The 22,735-nt window shown below is 59.9% G+C and carries 15 protein-coding genes, 1 tRNA gene and 3 pseudogenes; 6 read left to right on the plus strand and 13 right to left on the minus strand.

The genetic code is table 11. The features are described from left to right. Nucleotides 1-85: 85 nt before the first annotated feature. The 4 genes and pseudogenes from FHT02_RS19890 to FHT02_RS19905 all read right to left on the minus strand — a co-directional run bounded on the left by FHT02_RS19890 (nt 86) and on the right by FHT02_RS19905 (nt 7,413). A pseudogene (locus FHT02_RS19890) lies at nt 86-1,119 on the minus strand (IS110 family RNA-guided transposase). Between the two features lie 494 nt (nt 1,120-1,613). Beyond that, a complete protein-coding gene (locus FHT02_RS19895; RefSeq protein WP_184091731.1) occupies nt 1,614-3,179 on the minus strand; it encodes an alkaline phosphatase D family protein in 1,566 nt (521 codons plus the stop codon). 65 nt (nt 3,180-3,244) lie between these two features. Continuing rightward, nucleotides 3,245-5,527, minus strand: a complete 2,283-nt coding sequence (locus tag FHT02_RS19900; protein ID WP_221239602.1) for a TonB-dependent receptor — start codon at nt 5,525-5,527, stop codon at nt 3,245-3,247. Between the two features lie 869 nt (nt 5,528-6,396). Beyond that, nucleotides 6,397-7,413 (minus strand): sigma-70 family RNA polymerase sigma factor, encoded by a 1,017-nt coding sequence (locus tag FHT02_RS19905; protein ID WP_184091732.1) that lies wholly within the window; start codon nt 7,411-7,413, stop codon nt 6,397-6,399. A gap of 1,525 nt (nt 7,414-8,938) precedes the next feature. Here FHT02_RS19905 and FHT02_RS21985 point away from each other — a divergent pair. Continuing rightward, nucleotides 8,939-9,073, plus strand: a complete 135-nt coding sequence (locus tag FHT02_RS21985; RefSeq protein ID WP_281393328.1) for a DNA ligase-like domain-containing protein — start codon at nt 8,939-8,941, stop codon at nt 9,071-9,073. 86 nt (nt 9,074-9,159) lie between these two features. Here FHT02_RS21985 and FHT02_RS19910 read toward each other — a convergent pair whose 3' ends face one another. Continuing rightward, nucleotides 9,160-9,345: a hypothetical protein gene (locus tag FHT02_RS19910; RefSeq protein ID WP_184091734.1), complete on the minus strand. Its 186-nt coding sequence runs from the start codon at nt 9,343-9,345 to the stop codon at nt 9,160-9,162. 34 nt (nt 9,346-9,379) lie between these two features. On the opposite strand from FHT02_RS19910, the gene FHT02_RS19915 reads away from it, so the two are divergent. Together FHT02_RS19915 and FHT02_RS19920 are read left to right on the plus strand one after the other, a co-directional pair. Beyond that, nucleotides 9,380-9,814: a hypothetical protein gene (locus FHT02_RS19915; protein ID WP_184091736.1), complete on the plus strand. Its 435-nt coding sequence runs from the start codon at nt 9,380-9,382 to the stop codon at nt 9,812-9,814. 471 nt (nt 9,815-10,285) lie between these two features. Beyond that, the gene (locus FHT02_RS19920; RefSeq protein ID WP_184091737.1) at nt 10,286-10,756 is read left to right on the plus strand and encodes a Ros/MucR family transcriptional regulator; all 471 of its coding nucleotides are present in this window, start codon (nt 10,286-10,288) and stop codon (nt 10,754-10,756) included. 43 nt (nt 10,757-10,799) lie between these two features. On the opposite strand, the gene FHT02_RS19925 is transcribed toward FHT02_RS19920, so the two are convergent. The 5 genes and pseudogenes from FHT02_RS19925 to FHT02_RS19945 form a co-directional block, all read right to left on the minus strand. Further along, entirely contained in the window at nt 10,800-10,964 is a 165-nt protein-coding gene (locus FHT02_RS19925; RefSeq protein ID WP_184091739.1) for a hypothetical protein, read from the minus strand. A gap of 121 nt (nt 10,965-11,085) precedes the next feature. Continuing rightward, complete coding sequence (locus FHT02_RS19930; RefSeq protein ID WP_343057016.1) at nt 11,086-11,442, minus strand: response regulator; 357 nt, start codon at nt 11,440-11,442, stop codon at nt 11,086-11,088. A gap of 89 nt (nt 11,443-11,531) precedes the next feature. Next, nucleotides 11,532-11,617, minus strand: a tRNA-Leu gene (locus FHT02_RS19935). A 453-nt stretch (nt 11,618-12,070) separates the two neighbouring features. Continuing rightward, a pseudogene (locus FHT02_RS22310) lies at nt 12,071-12,250 on the minus strand (PEPxxWA-CTERM sorting domain-containing protein); the annotation flags it as partial. Nucleotides 12,251-13,201: 951 nt separating this feature from the next. Further along, nucleotides 13,202-14,641, minus strand: coding sequence for a sugar transferase (locus FHT02_RS19945; RefSeq protein ID WP_343057018.1), 1,440 nt, complete (start codon nt 14,639-14,641; stop codon nt 13,202-13,204). Between the two features lie 880 nt (nt 14,642-15,521). Here FHT02_RS19945 and FHT02_RS19950 point away from each other — a divergent pair. Further along, entirely contained in the window at nt 15,522-16,859 is a 1,338-nt protein-coding gene (locus FHT02_RS19950) for a UDP-glucose dehydrogenase family protein (RefSeq protein ID WP_184091741.1), read from the plus strand. 65 nt (nt 16,860-16,924) lie between these two features. Here FHT02_RS19950 and FHT02_RS22315 read toward each other — a convergent pair whose 3' ends face one another. Continuing rightward, nucleotides 16,925-17,149 carry a transposase gene (locus tag FHT02_RS22315; protein ID WP_184091743.1) on the minus strand — a complete coding sequence of 75 codons (225 nt, stop codon included), beginning with the start codon at nt 17,147-17,149 and terminating at the stop codon, nt 16,925-16,927. Nucleotides 17,150-18,147: 998 nt separating this feature from the next. Here FHT02_RS22315 and FHT02_RS19960 point away from each other — a divergent pair. Next, nucleotides 18,148-19,236 carry a cellulase family glycosylhydrolase gene (locus FHT02_RS19960; RefSeq protein WP_246352585.1) on the plus strand — a complete coding sequence of 363 codons (1,089 nt, stop codon included), beginning with the start codon at nt 18,148-18,150 and terminating at the stop codon, nt 19,234-19,236. A gap of 307 nt (nt 19,237-19,543) precedes the next feature. Further along, nucleotides 19,544-20,325: pseudogene (locus FHT02_RS19965) on the plus strand (transposase family protein). A 486-nt stretch (nt 20,326-20,811) separates the two neighbouring features. On the opposite strand, the gene FHT02_RS19970 reads toward FHT02_RS19965, so the two are convergent. Next, nucleotides 20,812-21,975: a cellulase family glycosylhydrolase gene (locus FHT02_RS19970; RefSeq protein ID WP_246352586.1), complete on the minus strand. Its 1,164-nt coding sequence runs from the start codon at nt 21,973-21,975 to the stop codon at nt 20,812-20,814. A gap of 193 nt (nt 21,976-22,168) precedes the next feature. Beyond that, nucleotides 22,169-22,561, minus strand: a complete 393-nt coding sequence (locus FHT02_RS19975) for an HIRAN domain-containing protein (protein ID WP_184091749.1) — start codon at nt 22,559-22,561, stop codon at nt 22,169-22,171. Nucleotides 22,562-22,735: the final 174 nt, after the last annotated feature.

Consider the following 22,735-nt stretch of genomic DNA (forward strand, 5'->3'; position numbering starts at 1 on the left):
TCTTCCGGCCCCGTCTCGCCGACTGTTGTGCCATACCCTCCTTCGATCCGCCTACGTCCCCGACGCCTCTGGCTGCGGCCGCGGCTTACGCCGTGGCAACCGCCGGAGCCCTGTAATCCTCTTTCTTCGTCAGCAGCGCCCAAACCATGCGCGCCATCTTGTTGGCGAGCGCCACCGAGACGAGCATGCGTGGCTTGCGCGCGAGCATCCGCTCCAGCCACGAGCCGGCTGGCGCGCCATTACGATACGCCTGCCTCACCACCGAACTGCCGCCGATAATGAGCAGCCGACGTATCGTTCGCTCTCCCATCTTCGAGATGCTGCCCAGCCGCTGCTTGCCGCCTGTTGAGTGCTGTCGTGGCGCAAGCCCGAGCCAGGCGGCAAAGTCGCTGCTCTTGGCGAATGTCTCCACCGGGGGTGCAAGTGCCACGATTGCCGTGGCGGCAATCGGGCCGATGCCCGGGATGGTCATCAGCCGGCGTGCCGCCTCGTCTTCCTTGGCACGTCGTGCGATCTCGCGATCAAGAGTGGCGACGCGCTTGTCGAGCTCAGCCAGCAAGTCGATCATGGCCCTGAACATCGGCAGCGCTTCAGCTGGCAGCGATGAGGCCATCTCCTCGTCCTCCAGCATTTCGGCCAACAACGTCATGTGCGCCGTACCGCGCGGCGCAACCCAGCCATATTCCGTCAGGTGACCCCGGATCGCGTTGATGAGCTGAGTTCGCTGGCGCACACCAGGTCGCGCGTGCGGAACACCAGCCCTGCGGCTTGCTGCTCTTCGCTCTTCACCGCCACGAAGCGCATGCCGGGGCGCTGCGCCGCCTCGCAGATCGCCTCCGCGTCGATCGCGTCGTTCTTGTGCCGCTTCACGAACGGCTTCACGTACGCAGGCGGGATCAGCCGCACCTCGTGACCCATCGCCTGGAGCTCGCGCGCCCAGTGATGCGCGCCTCCACATGCCTCCAGCGCCACCGTGCACCGCGGCTGCCCCGCAAAGAACTCGAGCAGCTTGCCCCGCGTCAGCTTGCGACTGAACACCATCGCGCCGCGCTCATCCGCACCGTGCGCATGAAAAACACTCTTGGCGATATCAAGACCGATTGTGGTAACTTCCGACACGGACGCCTCCCTCAAGTGGTGATCAACACCTCCACTTTGGCACATCGATGCCGCCGGGGGGCGTCCACCCCATCAGCTCTTGGCGCTCAGCTGCCGCTTCTTCGACAGCCGCTACTTGGCCGCGGTATATCATTGTCGCGTAGCGAAGCGCCACGAGACTGATTTCCACGAAACGCAAGGCTCGCGTTTCGACCCCGTAGTCGAGTGGCGCGACCGGGGCCACAACGTCGTCTTGGTACGCGAAGAGCGTCCTCATGACCCGAATCGCGGAGGCGTCAGCTCGATAGCAACCACCTCGCTGCGGTGCGGCTCTGGCGCGATCTCGGGCCCTGTCCAACCCGCTGCGAACAAAGCATCCGCGTGCTGTGACGCAACCGCCTCGCGGAAGCGGGCGCCATCGGCGCCGAACTCAGCAAAGATCTTGTGGGTCGCGCCGTCCAATGTCTCCACGGCAGCAAGGAGGGGATGTTCGGCGCCAGCTGGTCTCGAACGTCTCACGCCCAGCCAGCCTTCCCATTCTCCACCAAGCCGCGGCGCAAAATTCGCGAAGTCGCGTGGCGAGCGCGCGGGTCGCTGATCGCCATCAGGCGCGCTTCGAGCGACTTGTCTGTCAGACTGACGCTCAGATAGCCGCGCGCCCCCTGTTCGAAATAGCGGATATGCGGATTGTCGGCCATAGCCGCCTTGATCCCCTCGCCCGGCGGCGGGGTGGAGGTGATCGAGGTCACCGCAATCTCGGTCGCTACTGGGCGCTCGCCCGGCTTGTCGAAATCCGATCGAAGATCCGTCATCCACCAGCTGTGATAGTCGCCCGCGAGCGTGACCGGGTTGGCCAAGCGGGTGGCAGCCATCGCCTCAATCAGGCGGCTGCGCGCGCCACCAAAGCCGTTCCACGTATCGGTCCATAGCTTGGCCGTGTCGCCCTTGCCGAAGCGCATCGGCGCGACCAGCAGGTTCTGGACGAGCAGGTTCCACCGCGCATTGCTGCGCGCCCAACCGTCGTACAGCCAGCGTTCCTGCTCGAACCCCAGAAAGGTGCGAGATGGATCGGCGAAATCCGGGCAGTCCGCCGGGGCGATCCGGCCGCGGCGGCTTGGCAGGCCGTCGACACAGGCCTGGCGCGAGCGGAACTGGCGCCCGTCGACTGCATCAAATTGCGCGAGACGCCCCCATTGGAAGCGGCGATTGATGCGAAAGCTGCCGTCGGGTCGCATCACTTGCGACAGGCGCAACGGCATGTTCTCGCAAAAGGCGCGATAGGCGGCGAGCCGTCGGGCGGCGAAGGCTGCCGGGGTAACCGCCGCGTCCTGCGACCAGATGCCGGAATAATCATTCTGCGCCTCGTGATCGTCCCAGATGGCGACGCATGCGGCGGCGGCATGGAGGCTCTGGAGATCGCGGTCGGTGCGGTGAAGCGCGTATCGTCGGCGATAATCGCCCAGGGTCGTCGCTTCGGGCATCGCATAGGAGCGGACCATCTGCTTGGCGCGCTCGCCGGTGGCAGTGGACTCGTAGATGTAGTCGCCCAGGAACAGCGTCAGTTTACTGTCTTCCTCCGCCGTCATGTGTCGATAGGCGCTGAAATAGCCGGCCTCCCAGTGTGAGCAGGTTGCTGCGGTGAAGTGCAGCGCGGCGGGATCGACGGCTGGGGCCGGGGCGGTCCAGGCCCGTCCCGTGGCGCTGTTCACGCCTGCGGCGATGAAACGGTACCAGTAGAGCCGGTCGGCACGCAGACCGCGGACATCGACATGCACCGCGCCGGCCATGGCCGGCTGCGCGACCGCTTCGCCGCGCGCGACGACGCGGGCGAAGCGCTCGTCCTCCGCCACTTCCCATCGCACCGGCGCCGACATGCGCGCGCCGCCCGAGCCGTCCTCTGCGAGCGGTTCGGGCGCGATTCGGGTCCAGATCACGAAGCCGTCTGCAAGCGGCTCGCCGCTGGCGACGCCGAGCGAGAATGGGTCGCTGGCAGCGAGGGCGCGGCCGGAAAGAAGCACCGCCGGTGCGCCGGCGATCCCGGCGGCAAGGAAATGGCGGCGGGCGAGGGGAAGCGCAGTCATGGTGTTGATCGTCCCAGGTTCGGTAATCGGCGGGACGCGGACGGAGGCCGCGTCCCGCCGAAGCATCAGTAACGGTAGCTAAGCCGGACGCCGACCGTCCGGGGCGCGTGCGTCGACACGGTGCGCGCGGTGATGAACCGGTTGCGCGTCTCCTGGATGTATTCGTCAAACAGGTTGTGGACCCACAAGGTGATCTTGACCGGCATCTTCGCCGGCGAAATCCCCAGATTGGCATTGGCGAGCCAATAGGCCGGAATCACCGACGCGTCGGAGACGCTGAAGCGGTCCGCGCGATAGGCGTAGTTCACCTCCGGCTCAATCTGCCAATCGCCGATCGGAATCGTCCAGGCGAGCGACCCTTTATAATCGAGGTCGGGTAGCGGCAGCCGCTCGCCGGAGCGATCGGTGTAGATGATGTCCACATATTCGCCCGTGGCCGGATCCTGCACCGCCGTGTCCGGCGCGAGAAACTCGTCATACTCGCCATATTTGTACGAGAGCGCCTGGCTGATCCGCAGATTCCGCGTCGGGTTCCAGGTCAGTTCCGCTTCCGCGCCATAGATGTGCGACTTGGGCACGTTGGTGATGCGGCCGACCCGCGACGTGGCGGTGTAGATCACGCCCTGCAGCTGCTGGTCGCGATAGTCGTAGTAGAAGCCTGAGAGATTCAGGCGCAGCGTGTCGTTGAGCAGCGTCGACTTCAACCCCACCTCGTAGGCGACCAACTTTTCTGGATCATAGGGATCGAGCTGCTGTGGGATGCCGCTGTTGTAGGTTGTGAACCCGCCCGACTTCACGCCGCGCGACACACTGGCATAGGCGTGGACGTCCGGCGCGAAGCGCCAGTCGAGCGCGGCGCGTCCGGACCATTCGCGCATCGAGCGCCGCGGCGAGGCAGTGGCCCGCAGCTGATAGGTGGGTGCGATTATTTCGGAGCGGAAACCATTCAACCGCCGGGTTTCATATTCGTAGCGTCCGCCCGCCGAGATCGACAGGCTGTCGGTAATCCGCTGCTCGACATTGCCGAACAGCGCCGTGGTCTTCACGTGCTGATCATAGGTGGTGCTCCAAACCGCGCCAGTCGCCGAGGACTCGGTAAAATCGGAGTAGAAGCCGCCGCCCACCTTTTCGGTCGAGTGATAGATGCCGCCGATCCAGTTGAACGGTCCCGATCCGTTGGACGCAAGCCGGATCTCGCCCGAGCTCGTCTCGATGTCGTTGAAGAAGTACGTGCCGGCCTCGTTCGACGCGGTCGCGTCCCAATCGTTGAATTCGCGGCGCTTGAAGTTCTGGTACCCGAACACGCCGGTCAGCGTTGCCCAGCCGAAATCGCTTTGGACGCGCAGCGTGGCGCCATAGCCTTCGTTGTCCCGGAACGGCTTGGCGTTGGTATCGGTGCCGATCAGGTTCGCAAAATAGTCCGAAATGCCCCAGCCGGTCACGCGCTTGTCGGTGTCCGCTGGATAGAGCACGCCAAGCGGTCGATAATTATGGCTCTGGAAGTCGTTGAGCAGCTGAAGGCCGCGTCCGTCGGATTGGTCGCGCGTGTAATTGGCGCTCAGATCGACAAGCGTGTCGCTTGTCGGCTCCCAGCGCAGCTTGCCGCGCACCGATTCCTGGTTGCGGTTGCCCAGTTCCTCGCCGGTGTCGCGGTTGACCTGCCAAGCTCCTCCATAATTGGTCGAGACCGCGAGGCGCGCTGACAAGGTGTTGGTCAGCGGGCCTGAGAGGAAACCTTCCAGCCCTAGTTCGTCATAGCTGCCATAGGTCGCATCGAAGCCGCCACTCAGTTCGCGGGTCGGCGCATTGGTGACGACGTTGATCGCTCCCCCGGTGGTGTTGCGGCCATAGAGCGTGCCCTGCGGCCCGCGCAGAACCTCGATCCTCGACACGTCGAACAGGGCGTTCTGCGTCATCACGCCATAGGGGTAGGCCAGTTCGTCGATATAGAAGCCTACGGTATTGGTGTTGTTCGCGGCATAATCGGTGCCGCCCACGCCGCGTAGGCGGAACTGCGGTTGGCCCCCGCCAAACTGGCTGTCGACCTCCAGGCTGGGAACGCTGTTTTCAAGGTCGTTAACGTTGAAGATGTTTCGCCGGTCGAGCTCGCCGCCGCCTATTACGGTGAGGGCGGCAGACACGTCCTGCTCGCTCTCCTCGCGGCGGCGCGCGGTGACGACGATCTCGGCGCTCTCGCCCGTTGCAGCGTCGGCATCAGTGGCTTGGCGCTGGGGTGCGGCCTGCGCGTGGACAGCCGGAGCGGACAGCAGAGCGGTGACGAGCGTGATTGCCGAGCACGCGACCTGACCCCGGGCACCGCGCATCGCGATGCCGTTCAACTTACGCATGAATTCTCCCATGTGGTTCGGTCGCTCGCTTCAGCGTTGCTGACGAGGACCTTCAAGGGCGCCGAACGCACTGTTCATCCGACGCAAAGGTCAGCTAGGGATGAATTGTGTTTTGTAGGTTACGGCCATGTAACGACACCATGAAAAATTATGGTCTCTCTTATGACTGATGCTGCGGGCACGCCAATGGTGGCCCTTTATGGTCGTTTTATGGGAGCTCAAAGCCGGCGTGCTGATGTCCGAACTGTTTGCCGCGCCGCCTGAGGGACAGCTGAGCTTCGGCATTTAGTACTGACTTGTTCATCGAGCTCCCGCCCAAGCACGGGCCGATGAAGGCTTCAGCACCGGACGCGACGAGTGGGCCCCGATAAGCTGTGCCGACAAGGTCCATCATCCTCTGACGGTGCAGCCAGCTGCCCAGTAGGTGCGCAGGGCTAGCGCTTCAGGTGGCCACGACGCCGTCATCCTCAGAATTCGTCTAATCGTTGACGAACCGAAGTCGGCTAGCGGATGAACCGATGCCCACTTCTCGCTCTTTCATCGATCAAAGCCGCGGTTTCCCGCTCCTTGGAACCGATCATCCGTCAACGATGGTTGACATACTGATCGATGCCAAAAGGCGTTGACAGACCGCTACACCTTCCGGCTAGCGCGAGCGTAATCGCTAGCTAAGCACCACAGGGGTTGCGGGAGAGAAGGACGGTGCTGTCGCTCATAATTTTGAGGAGTATGCAGGCACCTCTGCCGTGGCATGCCTGGCAGCACCAGTATTCGAGGATGAACGGCGGCAGCTTACAGGATGCGCTTGAGCTCCCCAAGACGCAGCTATTGGCAGGAAGCTGACGAGCATTTGACGACCCGAACTCAGACTACTGGATGCGCGGTGCGGTCGTCGATAGAGCAGGGGCGAAGGCCTGTTCCGCATGCAGCGAGGTTTGTGGAAGGCCAACGAGACGGACGTCGCTCAGGCGGTTGTGCGGCAGGTCAGCGTCAGGGAGCAGCGTTGCCGGAGCAGATGCGGCCGAACGACGCTTCACAACCGGACGGTCAAACTCTGCCATGACGGAGAAGCGCGGATCGGCCGCGGCAATGTCGGCGATCGTTTTTGCAGCCCGCTTAGTGATCTGGCGGACCCGTTCTTTAGTGATGCCGGTCTCCAGAGACAGGTTTTCAAGAGTGGCGCCATGGAATACGCGGCCGGCCACGATCTCGCGCTCGCGCTCGAGCTTCGCTTCGAGCTTCTCGAGATCTGCATGATTGATTCCGCTGGTGGCGGTACGCAGACGGCGTCCCTCGCGACGGATCGCAGCTTCCTTGCGCTTCGGGAGGGGGCGGCGGGCGAGCGCTTCGATCCCGACCTTGCGAAGGTGGTCTACATAAGCATCGACTAGCGTAGAGATGGCGCCGTCGGCGAGGTAGTCAGACGCACCAGCTTCGGTGCGCTCAAGCGCGCCATCGTCGACGAGCAGCGCTGCGGGCGAAATCTCCTCCCCGCCTGGACCCGTGACGGTCGTGCTCAACGAGACGGTGGTGGCTTCCACCTTCTTGGCTGAGGGACGCTGATCGGTCATCAGGCGGAAGCGAAGGCTCTGTAGCTCGCCGCGGATCTGCCAGTTCACAAAGGTGGTGAACTGCGCTTTGGTCGGATCGTAAGCTTCAATCGCTCGGTGGACGGCGATAGCGCAGGCCTGCTCGGCATCGTCGAAATGGGCCATCAGGCCATACTGACGCCCGAAGTGGCGAATGCGCGGCGCGATCAGCTTCAGTATCTGGGCAAAGGCACGGTCGACATAGACGCGCTGGCGGTTGGTCTGCGGCACGTCCTTGGGGGAGTTCTCAAGAACCACGGCAACAGCGGCCTCGAGCGCGATCGTGGTCTTCGACATGTACTGGCTTCCCCCTGATTGTGCCAGGGTGCCTCCGCGCCCCGTTCACAAGAACAGGAATGCCTCCCAATGGTTAACGAAGGTGTAAACCATGACGTCCGGGAATGTCCCTATCACAGGCTAGTGGAGGGCTGAGCCCGCGCTTGATCTGCTTGGGGACATCAAGCACCTTTTTTTACAATTTGCCGCTGAGGCTGAACCCCCCGGGGCAAATTTAGTGAATGAGCGTCGGCAGGTGTCCAAGCGGTAGGTGGTGCATCACCCCTTCGTCATCGCGTCGATCAACAGCCTGTCCGCACATTGGGCAAATTTCAAAATGTTGAAGCTCATTCGTGCTTTGCGAACACGTTTCATGAGGCGTGTGACTGAAGCCTGTTGGGTGGGTGGATCTCAGGTCGGTCATCAAAGTGGCTCGGCGTTAGGAGGTTATTTACATTATAGAGAAGCTTCACCGTTCCGAGCCTTAGCCCGTGAATTTCTCCGGTTGTGAGCCGCCTCAAAAGTGGGCTCGTCATTGTCTCAGCCATTGGGCAGGTGAGATACGCATTTGCTGGTATGGCAATGAGCAAGTCTCAGACCGGAGGATCTCTAGGTCGGAAGCAATCTCACGCAGAGTGGTTATGCGGGCACCGACGCGTTTCCCTTCGCCCGGCTGGCGTTGGAGATTACATTCCTTCATGCACTGACGGGGCGTCCTAAAAACTAGAAAAGCCAGGCTCAGCATGGCTGGACCTGGCTCTTCTGCGACCTTCGGTCGAGCCCCCCGGCTCCGAAATAGACAAGCTTCTTACCCGCTGGCGTACGGGCATGCGGCGCAGGAGAAACACCTAAGCGTCAGAGTCACCCTTGTTCGCGATGAACGACACGGACCGTGGCAATTGTGCTGTTCGAACCTGGCTGCCAGTCGACGCGACCTACTACTGAACACGGATGGTTTTCCTCATGGTGAACCGCTCCGTACTCGCCGCCTACCTCGTACCATGTCGGCACGAAGCCTTGATCCTGCAGCTCACGAGCGACGCTTGCGATCGCAGTTGCTGCCCGAGCGTTCCCGAAGTCTCGTGCCGAACTGCTGCGACGCTCTGCTCCGCTCGGGATCCAAACTGACCGTCAGAGACGAATGCGAACCTCACCTCAACAGGACGAGGGCAAGCAACGCACCCGCGACGACGCAGCCGCGGACGATTGGTACAATGCTCGGGTTCACCACCAGTCCCTCAATCTGTCGAGAGCTTCTAACGTAGAAGGGCAGGGGGCCGCACCACCTCGAGCCCTTGGCGGGAACAAGTCCGGCACGCGAGCGACCCCATTTGATGAAGCGCTTCGATCCGCCTTTTTTCCGGCAGCAGCTAAACGCCCCCCGTGACGACGCCCGAGGGGCCTGAGTCCATCCACTTCATCACCTCCCTCGAGTGCGGGCTGGCAGTCGACTGCCCCAATTAGGCAGCTTCTTCCACCCTGATGAGCCTGCTCACGTACCGCCTACCGAGTACGCACCTGAGCCACCGCTTAGTTCGTCGAGCCGATGCTGCCGACGCTGGTAGACGCCGCACCGGCGGGTGACGGGTGGATCCATGAGGTGAAGTTAGGCGGCTATTGCACCCAGACGGTAATCGATGATGCTTATGTCCTTGCTTATTACCAGAACGGGCGTGACTGAACCAAGAAGTGCCACCCGATTGTGGGGGCTGTGCCGGGCCTAAGCTGCCGGCGAGCGGTCATTGACGGAGAGGTCGTGCTCCAGGATCATTGTGGGCACTGTGGCTCATCCGGCCTGCGCTCCGCAATCGCTCGGCGCCCGAGCGCCTCGTCTTCATCGTCTTCGACCCGGTGCATCACGACGGTACGAACGTGCGGCCCTTGGCGATCGAGCAGCGCCGCGAGCGCCTCGAGGAGCTGGTAGGCGAGTTTGACGCCGGCAGTCCGATCCACATTCAGCCGGAATGTGCGTGGGGGAGGGCAGGCGTTGTTCCAGGCGGTCGAACAGATGAGCCTTGGGGGGATCGTCTCAAAGAAGCGGGGGAGCCGCTACCACAGCGGCCGAGCACACAATAGGCTAGAGGCCAAAGTTCGGGCTCGGGGCGAGTTCGTGGTGGTGGACACAGAGGCGACGCCAGGAGAGCCGGTCTCGGCGTTGCTCGCGCACGAAACGGGGGAGGGGCTTGAGTATGTCGGCGGCGCAGCCGTGACATTGGCGGCTGGTATACGAGACCTGTTCTACGCGGTGATCGAGCAGCTGGAGCGTTCCCAGCCGCTACCCAACATGCCCAAGGCAAAGAAGGCTCGCTGGATCGAGCCGAAGATGCGGGTGAGCGTGGGTTACCTCAAAGGAAGCGACAAGCTGCGGCACGCATCGCTGGTTGATGTGGTTGAACTCGCAGGCGTTCGGCGGCAGAGCTAGTCACGGACACCTGGCACAAGCGAAACGTTGTGCAGCTAAAATTCTGATATCACTGCAGCTAGCAAGACCAGGGGAGGCCGCTAATGGACTTACAGGGTTGCGAGGCGCCGTTCACAAAGCGGAAGGGGGCGATGCTCGATTACGTCCGGTCAGGCGTTCCCGACCTCGCCAATCGTCATGGCTTTGTTGCTGCTGATCCACCTCTACGAAGGGCCCCATACGATCCGCGGCGTTGCTAAGACGCTCAAGGTGACAAAGCCGGTTATTACGCGCGCACCGAACAGGCTCTCAGAGCTACAAGCGCGACGGCTTTGCTGTAGCTGCTCCAGAAGGATTCGAGTTCCTTAGAAAGCTCCAACGTCTCTCTATCGGACACGCGTAAGCGGTCAAACGAACTGGTGAATATACCCATCCGCGTGTAATTAGACGCCAGCGCGATCAAGCGCTCCATCCAGCAGCAGGACATGTAATTTGACCGACATCGAACAATCCCTCGTTACCCTTACCGCCGACATTGTTGCTGCGCATGTCAGCAACAACAGTGTTTCGGTAAGCGATATTCCGACGCTCATTGCCAATGTTCATAGCGCGCTGAACGGACTTGGCGAACCTGTCGAACCTGAACCAGTTAAGCAGGAGCCGGCAGTGTCGGTCCGCGCCTCCGTCAAGCCAGACTTCATCGTCTGCCTCGAGGACGGTAAGAAGCTCAAGATGCTCAAGCGTCACCTGATGACGCATTACCAGATGACCCCTGAGCAGTACCGCACCAAGTGGAACCTGCCCATGGACTACCCGATGGTTGCGCCGAACTATGCTGAGCAGCGTCGCGATCTCGCCAAGAAGATTGGCCTGGGCCGTAAGCCCAAGGCCGCAGCGCCGGCGGCAACGAAGGCGAAGGCACCTGCTGCCCGAAAGGCAAGCGCGCCGGCTGAGAACGCCTAAACCAGCCTCTGGGCTGCGGCTGAACGTCGCGGCCCTGATGGGCCTAGAACATCACCTGCCGGACTTGCCCGCGCTGTTGCTTGCCGAGATCCACTTCGAGATCCCGGCGATAGCGGCTAAGCGCCGCGCTTGAGCGAGGATCGCTTAGATCCTGCGCAAAACGTTGGACCCGCTCCAGTTCGCGGGTCAGACCATAGGTCTCGGTCATCGCTACTCTCCGGCCCCCCGGATCGATGCGCCATCCTCCGGTAAAATACGTAAAGACTTGGTTAACGGCGCGGCGAGAGCTTTGTCCAACTCGATGATCTGCTCGTCGATCGACGGAGCCGCTAGTTCGAACAGCCATCACCCTCAGGCGCGACCTTCTCAAAGGCCTCCATAACGGCGTTCAGCGTGACGGGCTTCATGAGCACAGGGCTCATGTTCTGCTCGTCGCACTCAAACGGCGTGCCGGTGATAAAGATCACCGGAATGTCGCCGAGCTGATCGTGGATCTGCTTCACGGCGCGAGGACCAGTCCCTTCCACCAGTCTTACATCTGACGTGATGACCTCAGGCCGATGCTTTGCTGCGAACGCAACCGCATCTGCCTCGGTAGCCGCGATGTCGAAAGACGAAGCGCCTGCAAGCTCAAGCGCCTCCTCTATGAACATGGCGACCATGGGCTCGTCCTCGATGATCAACACGTGACACATGGCCGCATCGCTCTTTCGCTGAAATTTCAACCAATTAACGAAGTCGTGCGCTGTTGGGTCCACCTCTTTTTAGCAAAGGTTGGTACGGACGGCGGGACTCGAACCCGCACGCCCCGAGGGGCAGGGGATTTTAAGTCACCGGCGTCTACCATTCCGCCACGTCCGCGAAGGGATCAACGATCCCGTTCAGCGCGCTTGCGATCGACCTTGCGAGCCCGGCTGATCGTGGTGCGTACTCGTGGACTTCGAACTTTCGAGTGTGAATACCTCCTGAAATTCCTCGGTCCGCGAGATCGAGCTCACTCCCGCATCCGTGGCCGCTGGTAAATTTCTCCGCCGCGGTGGCAACGTGCATCGCTCGTGCTAAAAAGCTCTTGAGGTTCCTGCCTCTTGAGCCGAGCCGCAGTCACCCTTTTGCGGCTCGGCTCCATTCGTCCCGTACTGAGACGCACTCCACCAAAAGTTTACCCGTTGTCACGGCAGCAAAACTGCCTGCCGAGCATTGTACGATCGGCTTTTCTGGGCGCCCTCCAGAAAAGCCTAACGGGCAACGAGCCGTGCAGCTACCCGAAGCTACGCGGCTCGTTACCAACTTGGTTCACTGCTACAGATGATGGATTTATGCGAGCACGAGCCCCTTGTGCCGCCGGCGACGCATCGCTCCTCCCGTAGCCCCGACGCCAAAAAGCATCATTGCCCACGTGGCTGGCTCCGGCACTGCCGATGCCGATACGAGCGACACCCGAACATTATCGACTGAGTTACCCGTGCTGCTGTTCAAACCGGTGAACGTCAGGGTGTTGTCGCCATAGTACTTGAACGTCGTGGTGTAATCCTGCGCATTAGCGGAGGCAGGAGTGACCGAGTAAATGTTCTTCCCGTGCAAGAAAACATCAATCGGAGAAGTGCTCTTGGAGTTTGCCAAAGCCGCAAACGTCAGCTGATACAAGCTTACGCCCAGAAGATTGCCACGGAATTTCGCGTTAACGCCGCCCTCGATATCATAGGTCGGAATGGTTTTGGCCACAGGATCGACGATTTCTTAGTATGTTTCGTCTCACTGACGCACAAAGCGGTCGACTCGTCCCGTGATGAAATCGTGCGCTCGCACATCTGGCCGAGTCGCTGCCACTGCAGCTTTAGCGCGTAGCGCGGCGCAGGGGTCGTAAACCGCTGCACCTTTGGCGGGCAAATCCCGAAGATGTAGCTTCTTCGCCGGCGTCGGCACACCGCCTGCGGCGTCGATTGCGGCACTCGATCCGGATTTCAAGCTCGCCTCGACCTAAGAGGCCAGCCCTGCGCTCAATTGGATTGACAGACAATGGAAGTCAGCGTCATGCGCTGGCAGCGACGTGAAGAACGGCTTAGTGGCCACGCGCCTGCGCACGCGCCAGACGGGCGCGCGGCGCGGCGATTGCCCGCGCTATGCGTTCACCGGCGGGTCCAATTGGAAGATCGAGTTGCGCAACACGAGCGAGGTGCTCTCACGCGTTCTCGGACTGGAGCTGGGCGAGCGCGGCGGCGGACTGGCCGCCGCCGACCCGAATCAAGGCTCCAACGGCCGCTCAAGCTCCGAAACCCGTCACATATGGCAATGTCCAGCTCGGCTATCGAAGGGATCTGTTCGACGACAACGAATTCCGCATCGGCGGTTCGGGGGCACTTCAAGCGCAGCCACCGCCTGGCAATGCATGAGGAAGCCGGCATTGATTTGCTTTGCCTCCGACTCTGAGGGCGCGTAGCTGGAAGCTTAGTACGCGTTGCGGTGAACGATTACGCGAAAAGTGTTCGCTAAGATTGCAAGATCCCTCCAGATATCCCAACCCTGTATATACTCCATGTCTGATTGAAGGCGGTCAATCAGGTCGGTGGCTTCGGCTGTCGCGCCGCGGTAACCTCGAACTTGCGCTAACCCGGTGATGCCAGGTTTAAGCTGATGGCGAAGCCAGTAGGTTTCGTCCACCGTCTGCCAAAAGAGCCTGTCACCTGCCAGTGAGCCGAGAGCGTGCGGTCGTGGTCCGACGAGGCTCATGTCACCAAGTGCGACGTTGATAAGTTGAGGGAGCTCATCGATACTTGTTGCTCGAATGAAACGACCGATCCTGGTAACGCGATCGTCGTCACGGGATGCCGAACGACTCCCGACCGTATCGCGCAGATCATTCCGCATACTCCGGAACTTTAGTACCTTGAACAAGCGATTCCCGCGACCAACACGATCCTGTTTGAATAACACTGGTCCTGGCGTGTCGAACTTTATCGCGAGAGCAATCGTCACAAGAAGCGGCGATAGAAGAACAAGTAGAGGGAGGCAAATTGCAAGATCGAGAATGCGCTTCTTCATTCTATTCGGAATGCTGAGTGGCTGTCGAGCTACGACAAGCGTGTGGCGTCCGTTCCAATCACCAACAGCGATTGCTCCGATCTCGTTGGCGCTGTGCATAACGATCTCGCCATTCACGTTTGCTCCCTTCAGGAGCAGCGACCAAGCACGATGATTCGGGCCGACGCTATGAATGATCACTCGATCGAAGTTAGAAACGATACTGCCAAAGAAGCTGAGCATTGTTGGATTATGCAAATTTGGTTCCAATCCGACCGACTTCGCATCAAGTACAACGCCGAACTTCGAATTGACGACCTCATCTACACCATCTACAATCACCAGTTCGTTGATTAGCTTGCCGCCGGAGAGGCTATGCGCATGCCGGGCAATCAGCACACGTCCAAAACACATGCAGGACGCGCTCACTAAGACGCTTACAGCGAGGCCAAAGCGCGAAACCTCCGACGGACTGCTCAGAAAAAACGCTATCACTAAGATCAAGAGCACGGACAGCGCCAACGCCACAGACGCCCTCCGGATCGACTCCGATGCACGCTCCAGAGCCGTACGCGAGTATGCGCCGCGACTTACCGCCAGAACCCCATAAAGAGGGAGGAGGGCAGCGACAATCAGGTGCTCGAATTCAGGGAGGCCCAGTGCTCGCAGCACGATGTTCGCCGCTACAGGTCCAAGGGCGATAGACAATAGATCAAGAAGACACAGCTCGGCATATAAAGCGAAACGGAGGTTCCGCCGAGAGCCCGATCGCTTCGCGGCCTTCCCGGTGTTCCAGCTCGTCAACGGCAAAACCTCTTGATGCGCATTCACCGCAGTTCCCCAGTCGTAGCGTACAGGCAAACTCACCCGTGGTGCGATGCACAAACTCTACGCCGGTTACGGTGTTTTCGCCAACTCAAATCGTGGTGCGGCCACGGCCGCGAACGACTTCCCTATAAAAAAATCGCCCACCCGAGCGCAGATAGTAACCCAATGAAGCCTACTGGCCCAGCCAATCTGGAGAGGAAGGTCACTGCCACGTCCAGTGGGTCTGGTTCGCTTCCATGGAGTCCAGCGACGCTCGCCGAGAGTTCCCCCCCGAGCCGTTCAACCAGAAGCCGCTGCATTTCATGTGCGGGATTCCTGGGGGCACCGATAGGGAAAGCAAGCGTAGATTCGTCTACTGGAAGCTCGGCCTCATGAAGCGGTCCTCGCAAGTTGGGAACTGCCATTTTCCTAAAGCCTTATTGCACAGCGACTGCACGCTTATACCCCCCAAGGGGTTAATGATTTGCGTACGAGTAACGTTAACAAGGGCAAGCCAAGGCGGCGACCGCATGCCTGCGTTCGTCGGGTTGACATTCCCGCGCCGACACCTGCTTTAGCTCGCGTTCTCTAAAGGCGGCGATACAGGTTCCGGATTGCATCGGTCAGGTTCGTAGCTGCACCTCTCGACACGCGCAGCTCGCTGCCTGGCGTTTGCTGCGCAAGAAATCTCCACCGGCGATGGATTAGGCGTCGCTTTGAAATTGACTGAGGGTTGGGGTGCCCGGTAGCGGTGCGGATGGGGCCGCTTTGAGTTACGGCGTGAGGATTAATCGAATCGCTCTGTCCCACGACAGAGGCCATCAGAGCTGTGCCCTTGTGCGACGTGTCTGTCGCGACAACCGACAGCTTGTGATCGTGCTCACAAGGCTCGAATCGAACGGGCCTCCTCATTGAACGCGGCTGCAAGGAGACTTTAGATATGCGCATTGCGATGATCGGCACCGGCTACGTTGGCCTAGTATCAGGGGCGTGCTTCTCCGATTTCGGGCATCAGGTGGTTTGCGTCGACAAGGACGTGCGGAAAGTGCAGCTGCTTGAAAAGAACGTAATGCCAATATTCGAGCCCGGCCTGGCTGAGCTCGTAGCAAATAACGTCCGCGCCGGCCGTCTGTCATTTACCACAGACCTAGCGGAGGGCGTGCGCAATGCGGATGCAGTCTTCATTGCTGTGGGGACCCCAAGCAGGCGGGGGGATGGACACGCGGACCTCTCCTACGTGTTCGCTGCCGCGCGCGAGATTGCTGAAAGCATTACGAAGCCCTGTGTGATAGTTACCAAGTCTACAGTACCTGTGGGCACGGGGGATGAGGTGGAGCGAATCCTGAAGGAGTTCTCTCTTCTCAAGCAGGGCGTGACTGTGGTTTCCAACCCCGAGTTTCTCAGGGAGGGTGCGGCCATTGAAGATTTCAAGCGGCCTGATCGGGTCGTCGTTGGGACCGATGATGAAGCCGCGAGAGACATCATGCGCGAGATCTATCGGCCGCTCTCGCTAAACCAGTCGGCGCCATTGCTTTTTACAAGTCGTCGCACGTCTGAGTTGATAAAGTATGCGGCGAACGCCTTTCTTGCTGTTAAGATCACTTTCATCAACGAAATCGCAGATCTTTGCGAAGCCGTTGGCGCCGATGTTCAGGAAGTTTCCCGCGGTATCGGCCTGGACAAGCGGATCGGCTCCAAGTTTTTGCATGCCGGGCCGGGTTATGGCGGATCCTGCTTTCCGAAGGATACCTTGGCGCTACTCAAAACCGCGGGCGATGTTGAAGTGCCGCAGCGAATTGTTGAAGCGACAGTTCAAGTTAACGAAGCTCGGAAGCGAGCGATGGGTCGTAAGGTGATCAAAGCATTAGGCGGCGACGCTCACGGGAAAAACGTTGCGCTGCTAGGATTAACATTCAAGCCGAACACTGATGATATGCGGGATGCTCCAAGTCTCGCGATTGTCGCGGCACTACAAGATGCAGGTGCCAATGTTCGAGCCTATGATCCTGAGGGTATGGCGCATGCCGAAGCGCTGGTGCAAAATGTGGCTTTTCACCCAAACCCGTACGCGGCGGCCGAAAATGCGGATGCGATAGTGATCGTCACCGAGTGGGACGAATTTCGCGCCCTCGATCTGCCACGCCTTGCGGCCGGATCGCGCTCGGCGCTATTAGTCGATCTTAGAAATATATATCCGGTTGGGGAGGCTGAACGCGCGGGTTTCAAGCTCGTGGGGGTTGGAAAGCCCAGAGCGGTTGTCGATCAATCTGTATCCTAGCCGCAGTTGGCGAAGAAGTTTGCGGACTTGGTGATCGAAGAGGGTCGAGGATGGGTCCGATGGCGTTACAGAGGCCGTGGATGGTGCGCTTGGCGACTTTGCGCAGGTGCGCCCCCAAGCTTGGAGAAGGTCTGCTTGATTGGGTTGAGGTCTGGGCTGCAGGGCGGGAAGAGGAGCCGGCTGGCTCCGACCGCCTCGATCATCTCGCGAACGACTGGCGCGTTGTGGCTCGACAGGTTCTCCATGATCACGACATCGCCGCGCCTGAGTTCGGGCAAGAGCAGCGACATAGGCTCACTAGGCGTTCCAGATTGGTCTGACGAGTACCATAGACGCTACCGTGCCGATGCGGCGGAGCTCCGCGACGAGCTTGGTGGCGGCGGGGCATGTTGATGGATGCCCAGGTCTCATCGATGAACACCGCTCTTCCGAACTCAGGTCGAGTTGGTCGTCGAACCAAGCCCAGCGCTGCTCTACGATGTCGGCGCGGTCCTGCCCACTTGCATGAGCCGTCGTTTATTGCGCGTGATCCGGTGACGGGCGAAGAACCGCCACAAGGTTGCGATGCTGGTGCTCACCTCGTGCTCGGCCAGCGAACGCCCGGGCCGAGTTTCCCCATCTCCCGATTCATTGCTACACGACTGCCGCAGCTCCTCGACACCAGCTAATCGTCAGGTTCTTAGTCGAAGAACCTTACCGCGTCCAAAGCGCCAAGACCTTACGAGTGGGTGTAAGGTACATCTATATCGGCCACCGCCCGTCTTCAATCTTCGCGCTTGCTCAGCTAAATACGACCCACCGAAGCACAGCAGTGGCATGCCTCAGGACGCTGATCCAGGTCGCTCCTTACATCCTGCACAGTGTCAGCGAGTAGCCATCCACTTGACCGACGCTGCCGCGCGACTGGTTTTGGGTTGGCAAACGCTACCGCTCGGAAACTTTTGGTTCTGTCGGCGTGAAGCAGCTTAGAGAGCAATCAAGGAGCCGAGCCGCCTCAGGCGAAAGGAAGGCCTTTGAGCGCCTGAACTAAATTGATTGGACGGTAATTAATCACATCTGGACAGATACCTCACGCCCCTCTGACATGAACCACACCACCATATTCAGGGAGTAAAACGTTAGGTGCACCTGCCCTGAATCGCGCATCCTTCCAAGTATACGGAGTGTCACCTTAACCCGCTATTTACTATGCTTCTCTAGCTAGGTGGTCGCACACCCGTGAAAAGTGATAGGCATGATTACCAGGTGCACTCCGATTGAAAAGCACGCGGTACTTGGACTGGCGTTGATGATTTCAGGTTGCGGCCCTGAAGGCTCTGATAGCGGCGTCCATGTCGTAGCCCCTACTGCCGAGAGCGCTCAAACCAGCGTTGCCGCGCCGGTCCCAGCTGCCATCCGAAGCCCGAGCCCGAGCCCGAGCCCGAGCTTATCGCCGTCTGCGACAGATTCCCTAGGTCCGCTGTTTGGCGCTAACCTGTCTGGCGCAGAAGCAAGCGGCGGAGATAGCATTCGGCCATCCCTGGACGATCTAAAGGGTTACGTCGATCGCTTCGGCTTCCGCCTAATTAGGTACCCGTTCAAGCCCGAGTTGATGACTCCTGACCGGATCAGTGAGCTGCGCCAGTTGACTGATTACGCAAGGTCTCGGGGTGCGCCGGTGATCCTTGACAAACACGATTACACATGGTGGCCGGTTCAGAAGCAGATCGACTTTTGGACCAAACTAGCTGGAAACTTCCCTGATGACGGCTCAGTGATCTTGGACTTGGTGAACGAGCCGCGTGGCTTCGACGACCCGGTAGTAACCAACGACTGGATGCAGTGGATCCGCGATGCTAAGCTGGTGATTGCTGGACTTCGGGCAAATGGCATCAACCATCCCATCGCTCTAGAGTATCCGCAGTGGTCTGCGACCTTCCGCTTCGACAAGGGCGAAGGGGCTTGGAAGGACTGCGAGAGTGCGGCCTGTGCTATAGATCGAGATCCCGGTGTTTTGGACCCGCAAAAGCGAACCTTCATCAATGCGCACCGGTATTGGGATAAAGGCTCCTCCGGCACCAATAAAGCATGCGACCTTACCTGGGGACACACAAGCGGCTTCGATGGATTTGCTTCACAGCTTCGGAAGAGAGGATTAAAAGCGTATATCACTGAAGCAGCTTTTGGATCGTCTTCTGGCGTTGATCAAACATGCTCCGATATCGGAAAAGACGCAATCGCGGACATCAAGGCTAACGCGGATGTAATCCTAGGTATAACCTGGTGGGGCGGAGGTCGGATTTGGCCAGAAAGTTACCTCTTCAAGATCGAGCCAGCTAAAGCAACACGATTCACCGCACCCATACCGGCGTATGCTCAATTGCTGATCGGGAAGTAGCTAAAGTTACTCCCTCAGGATGATTATTATCATACCCGCACTATGAGCGTGCCTGGGGGAAAGCTACCTATGTTCAATGTGACGTCAATCAATGGTGAAATAGTTGTTCATACAGAACAGTGCGGAATAGAGCTGTGGGCTTTCTCGACCGAGAATAGCAACCGACGAACCTCACTTCAGGGGCCTGCGCGACCGGTTTGTCGCTACGTGCAAAAGGGCAGCAACGCCCGTAGACAGAACGACACCGCCCGACTGCAAGTGCGACGGCAAACCACGAGCTGTGGCTCGCCCAATCGGTCACCAGTAGCTGGTACAGGTTCGTCACGGGAGCTCACGACCACGCACGCCGACAAGCAGCAATACAGCGCTCGCAAGCTTCGCTCGCGACGCTGAGCCGCAAGTTGGGGATCACTCCCAAGAGGGTGGCGAAGTAGCGCAAGAGGGCGACGATCGGAGGACCTGAAGGCCCCTCATTCAACGACGCTGAGTGAGGCAGAGTGGCGATGGTTGTCGCGTTCCGGCGGCACACACTGCTGCCGCTCGACCACTGCCTACGTCGCAGCAATCAATTCCTCACCTGATCCGATATCGACTGCACCAGGAAATTTGCGGCCATCCAACTGGTCGACAACGCTGACAGGCGGACGGCCTGTGAGTTCCTCCAGCATCTCCTGAAAGCCATGCCTTTCCGCATCCACACGATCCTGACCGACAATGGCATCCACTTCGCCGAGTAGCCCCGCAACCGGAACACCGCCTGGTCGCATCAGATCCGCTTCGACATGATCTGCGAAGCGAACGACATGGAGCATCGCCTCACCATTTCCAACCATCCCTGAGCCAATGGTCAGGTCGGTCGAGCGGATCAACCGCACCATCAGGGAGGCGACCGTCAAACGCTTTCAATAGGGAGCCATGAGCAACGTCGGACGCCCCCCCCCAACTTCAATGCCGCCTACAACTTCGCCCGTCGGCTCAAGACGCTCAGCGGCCTCACACCCTGCGAATTCGTCGCCTAAAGTCTGGACTTCAGAGCAAGACCGGTTCAGCGTCAATCCAGTCCACCGGATGCCTGGGAGAAACACCTAAGCACCTGTGGGCGGAGCGAAGCGATCCTCGACCTGCACGACAACCAGATCGCCCGCGCCCGATCTACTTCCTCGACCTTGAGCGTGACCAGACCAGCAAGCGCCGGTCGATCGCGCCGGCCCTCGGCCCTCGGCCTGTTGGCGTCAGTGGGGAGCTGATCAAGTACCGGCGGAGATCGCGACAGCTGAATTGCGGGGTTTTCGGCTCGTGGAGCTGAGGGGAACCGAACCGGGGGCCTTTTCGGTGCGATTGCAGCCATAGTGCGGGAATCAGGAGGCGCGTCCAATGCTGAGACGTGCTCAATTTGCAGAACAAGCGTCGAGCATCAGGCCAGTACGGTTCCGGTGAGGTCCGGGATCTAGAGGTGTCTGCGATAAGCGCCGTGTAGCCACTCTCTAATCCGTGTTGATCTATGTAGCACTAAGTCAAAGGAGAGTATGTAACGCGGGGCGGACGCTCGGCGCCCCGCGCTCAGCTTGCAACAAGCTATCTTTGTCCTAGAAGCTGCCGTGTGTAGGTCGGTATTGCTGACGTGAAGCGGGTGGCCTTCGCAGGCTCAATCTTGAAGTGGTAGCTTTCTGGCCAGACACGGCCGCCGCCCCACCACGTGATGCCAAGAAGAACGTCGCTGTTAGCCTTGATGTCAGCGATCGCGTCCTTTCCGATACCCACGCAGGTCTTATCGACGCTGTAGCTGGATCCGAACGCAGCCTCCGTGACGTACCCCTTCAAGCCGCGCTTGCGCAGTTGCGCTGCAAAGCCGTCTAAGCCGCTGCTCGCACCCCAGGTGGTCTCGCAGACCCGGTTGGTGCCGCTGGAGCCCTTGTCCCAGTACCGGTGCGCGTTGATGTAGGTGCGATTTAGAGGATCAATCGGACCGCTCTTGTCACGGTCGATAGCGCAGCCAGCACTCTCGCAAGCCGTGGAGGCGGGCTCCGCTTTGTCAAAGCGGAACGTGGCCGACCATTGCGGGTACTGAATGGCGATAGGGTGTTTGATACCGTTCTTTCGCAGTCCCGCGATTATGAGTTTTGCGTCGCGGATCCACTGCATCCAATCGTTCGTGAGGACGGGATCGTTGAACCCTCCGGGCTCATTCACCAGGTCGAGCACGACGGAACCATCATCGGAGAAATTACGGGCGAAGGTTGTCCAGAACGAGACCTGCTGTTGAACAGAGGTCCACTGGTACGTGTGATTATCTAGGATCATCCGCACGCCTCTCGACCGCGCGTGCTCGGTGAGCGTGCGCAGTTCATTAATGCGCGCTGGCGTCATGCGGCTATCCTTGAAGGGATATCGGATGAGCTTAAAGCCGAAGTGATCGATATAGCCCTGCAGGTCAGAGAACGAGGGACGCACTGCATCGCTATCCTTCGCCTCTGCCCCGGAGAGGTTAGCTCCAAACAGGGCAGTAGCCGGCGCTGCGATAGCGACGGACTGCTGCGCGACCATCTGGGCGGGCATCACTGACAAAGCGGCCGCAGGTGCACGTGCAGGTGGCGAGATGGCGATCTGAGGGCTACTTGCGGCGGGTACAATCATCTCGCCGAGCGCATCCCCGGATCGTGATGCGTATGCGGAGATTGCCAGTGCAACGGCTGAGACGGCGGAGAACGCCGCCAATTTTCGTATGCGGGAGAGAATCATCAAGCGACCTTTCTTTAGTCGCTCATTGCTGATCTGAATCAGTAACTTACATTACGAACTGATACGTAGGACGTCGGCCAAGCTGCCTTTCTGGACGTTGACGCCGCTTGCTTCGTTGTAGGCCTCATCTCGAACCATGCCAGGAGAACGCCCGCACTCCTGCGCATATTGCATATCAAGCTTTTCCGGGACTCTACGCAACCAGCCGGATCGGTCCGAACTGATCCGGCGCCTCGGGAGGCTCGCCCTCTTCGCCTGGTGCCGCGATGCTGACGCGCATGACGAGACCCAAGGGTGCCTCCTTTAAGTGACCACCCTTCAGGCCCTCCACGATCGCGCGGACATCGTAGCCCCGGTCAATCTTGCTGCCGATCCATTGCGCCCGGTCGCGACGGAAGTAGCCGACGCGCACCCCCCTCATACTTACGACGGCCACGGCGAGCGGATCGTGGGGGTCGCCGGGCTCGCGGACGAGGTCGACGATCTCCCCAGGCCAGCACCGCGCCAGCTCCTCCTGGGGGCTGCTGCCGTCCTCGTTTTCGTACCCTTCGCCGCACGCTGGCAAGCTGAAGTCGTTCCAACCCATCCGACTGGACCCTGTAGAACAAACGCGGAACAGCATGTATTTAGATGACCTTCGAGTCGGCAATAGGGATTCGTCATGAGTAAGCGTCCGGTCTGAACCGTGCTTTCGTAAACGGCGCCTTCTCGCCTCCGCGTAAGCGTTTAGCCCGCGACCGTCTGCGTCCGCTTTCGGGTC

Source organism: Sphingomonas xinjiangensis (genome assembly GCF_014199255.1).
GTDB lineage: Bacteria > Pseudomonadota > Alphaproteobacteria > Sphingomonadales > Sphingomonadaceae > Sphingomonas > Sphingomonas xinjiangensis.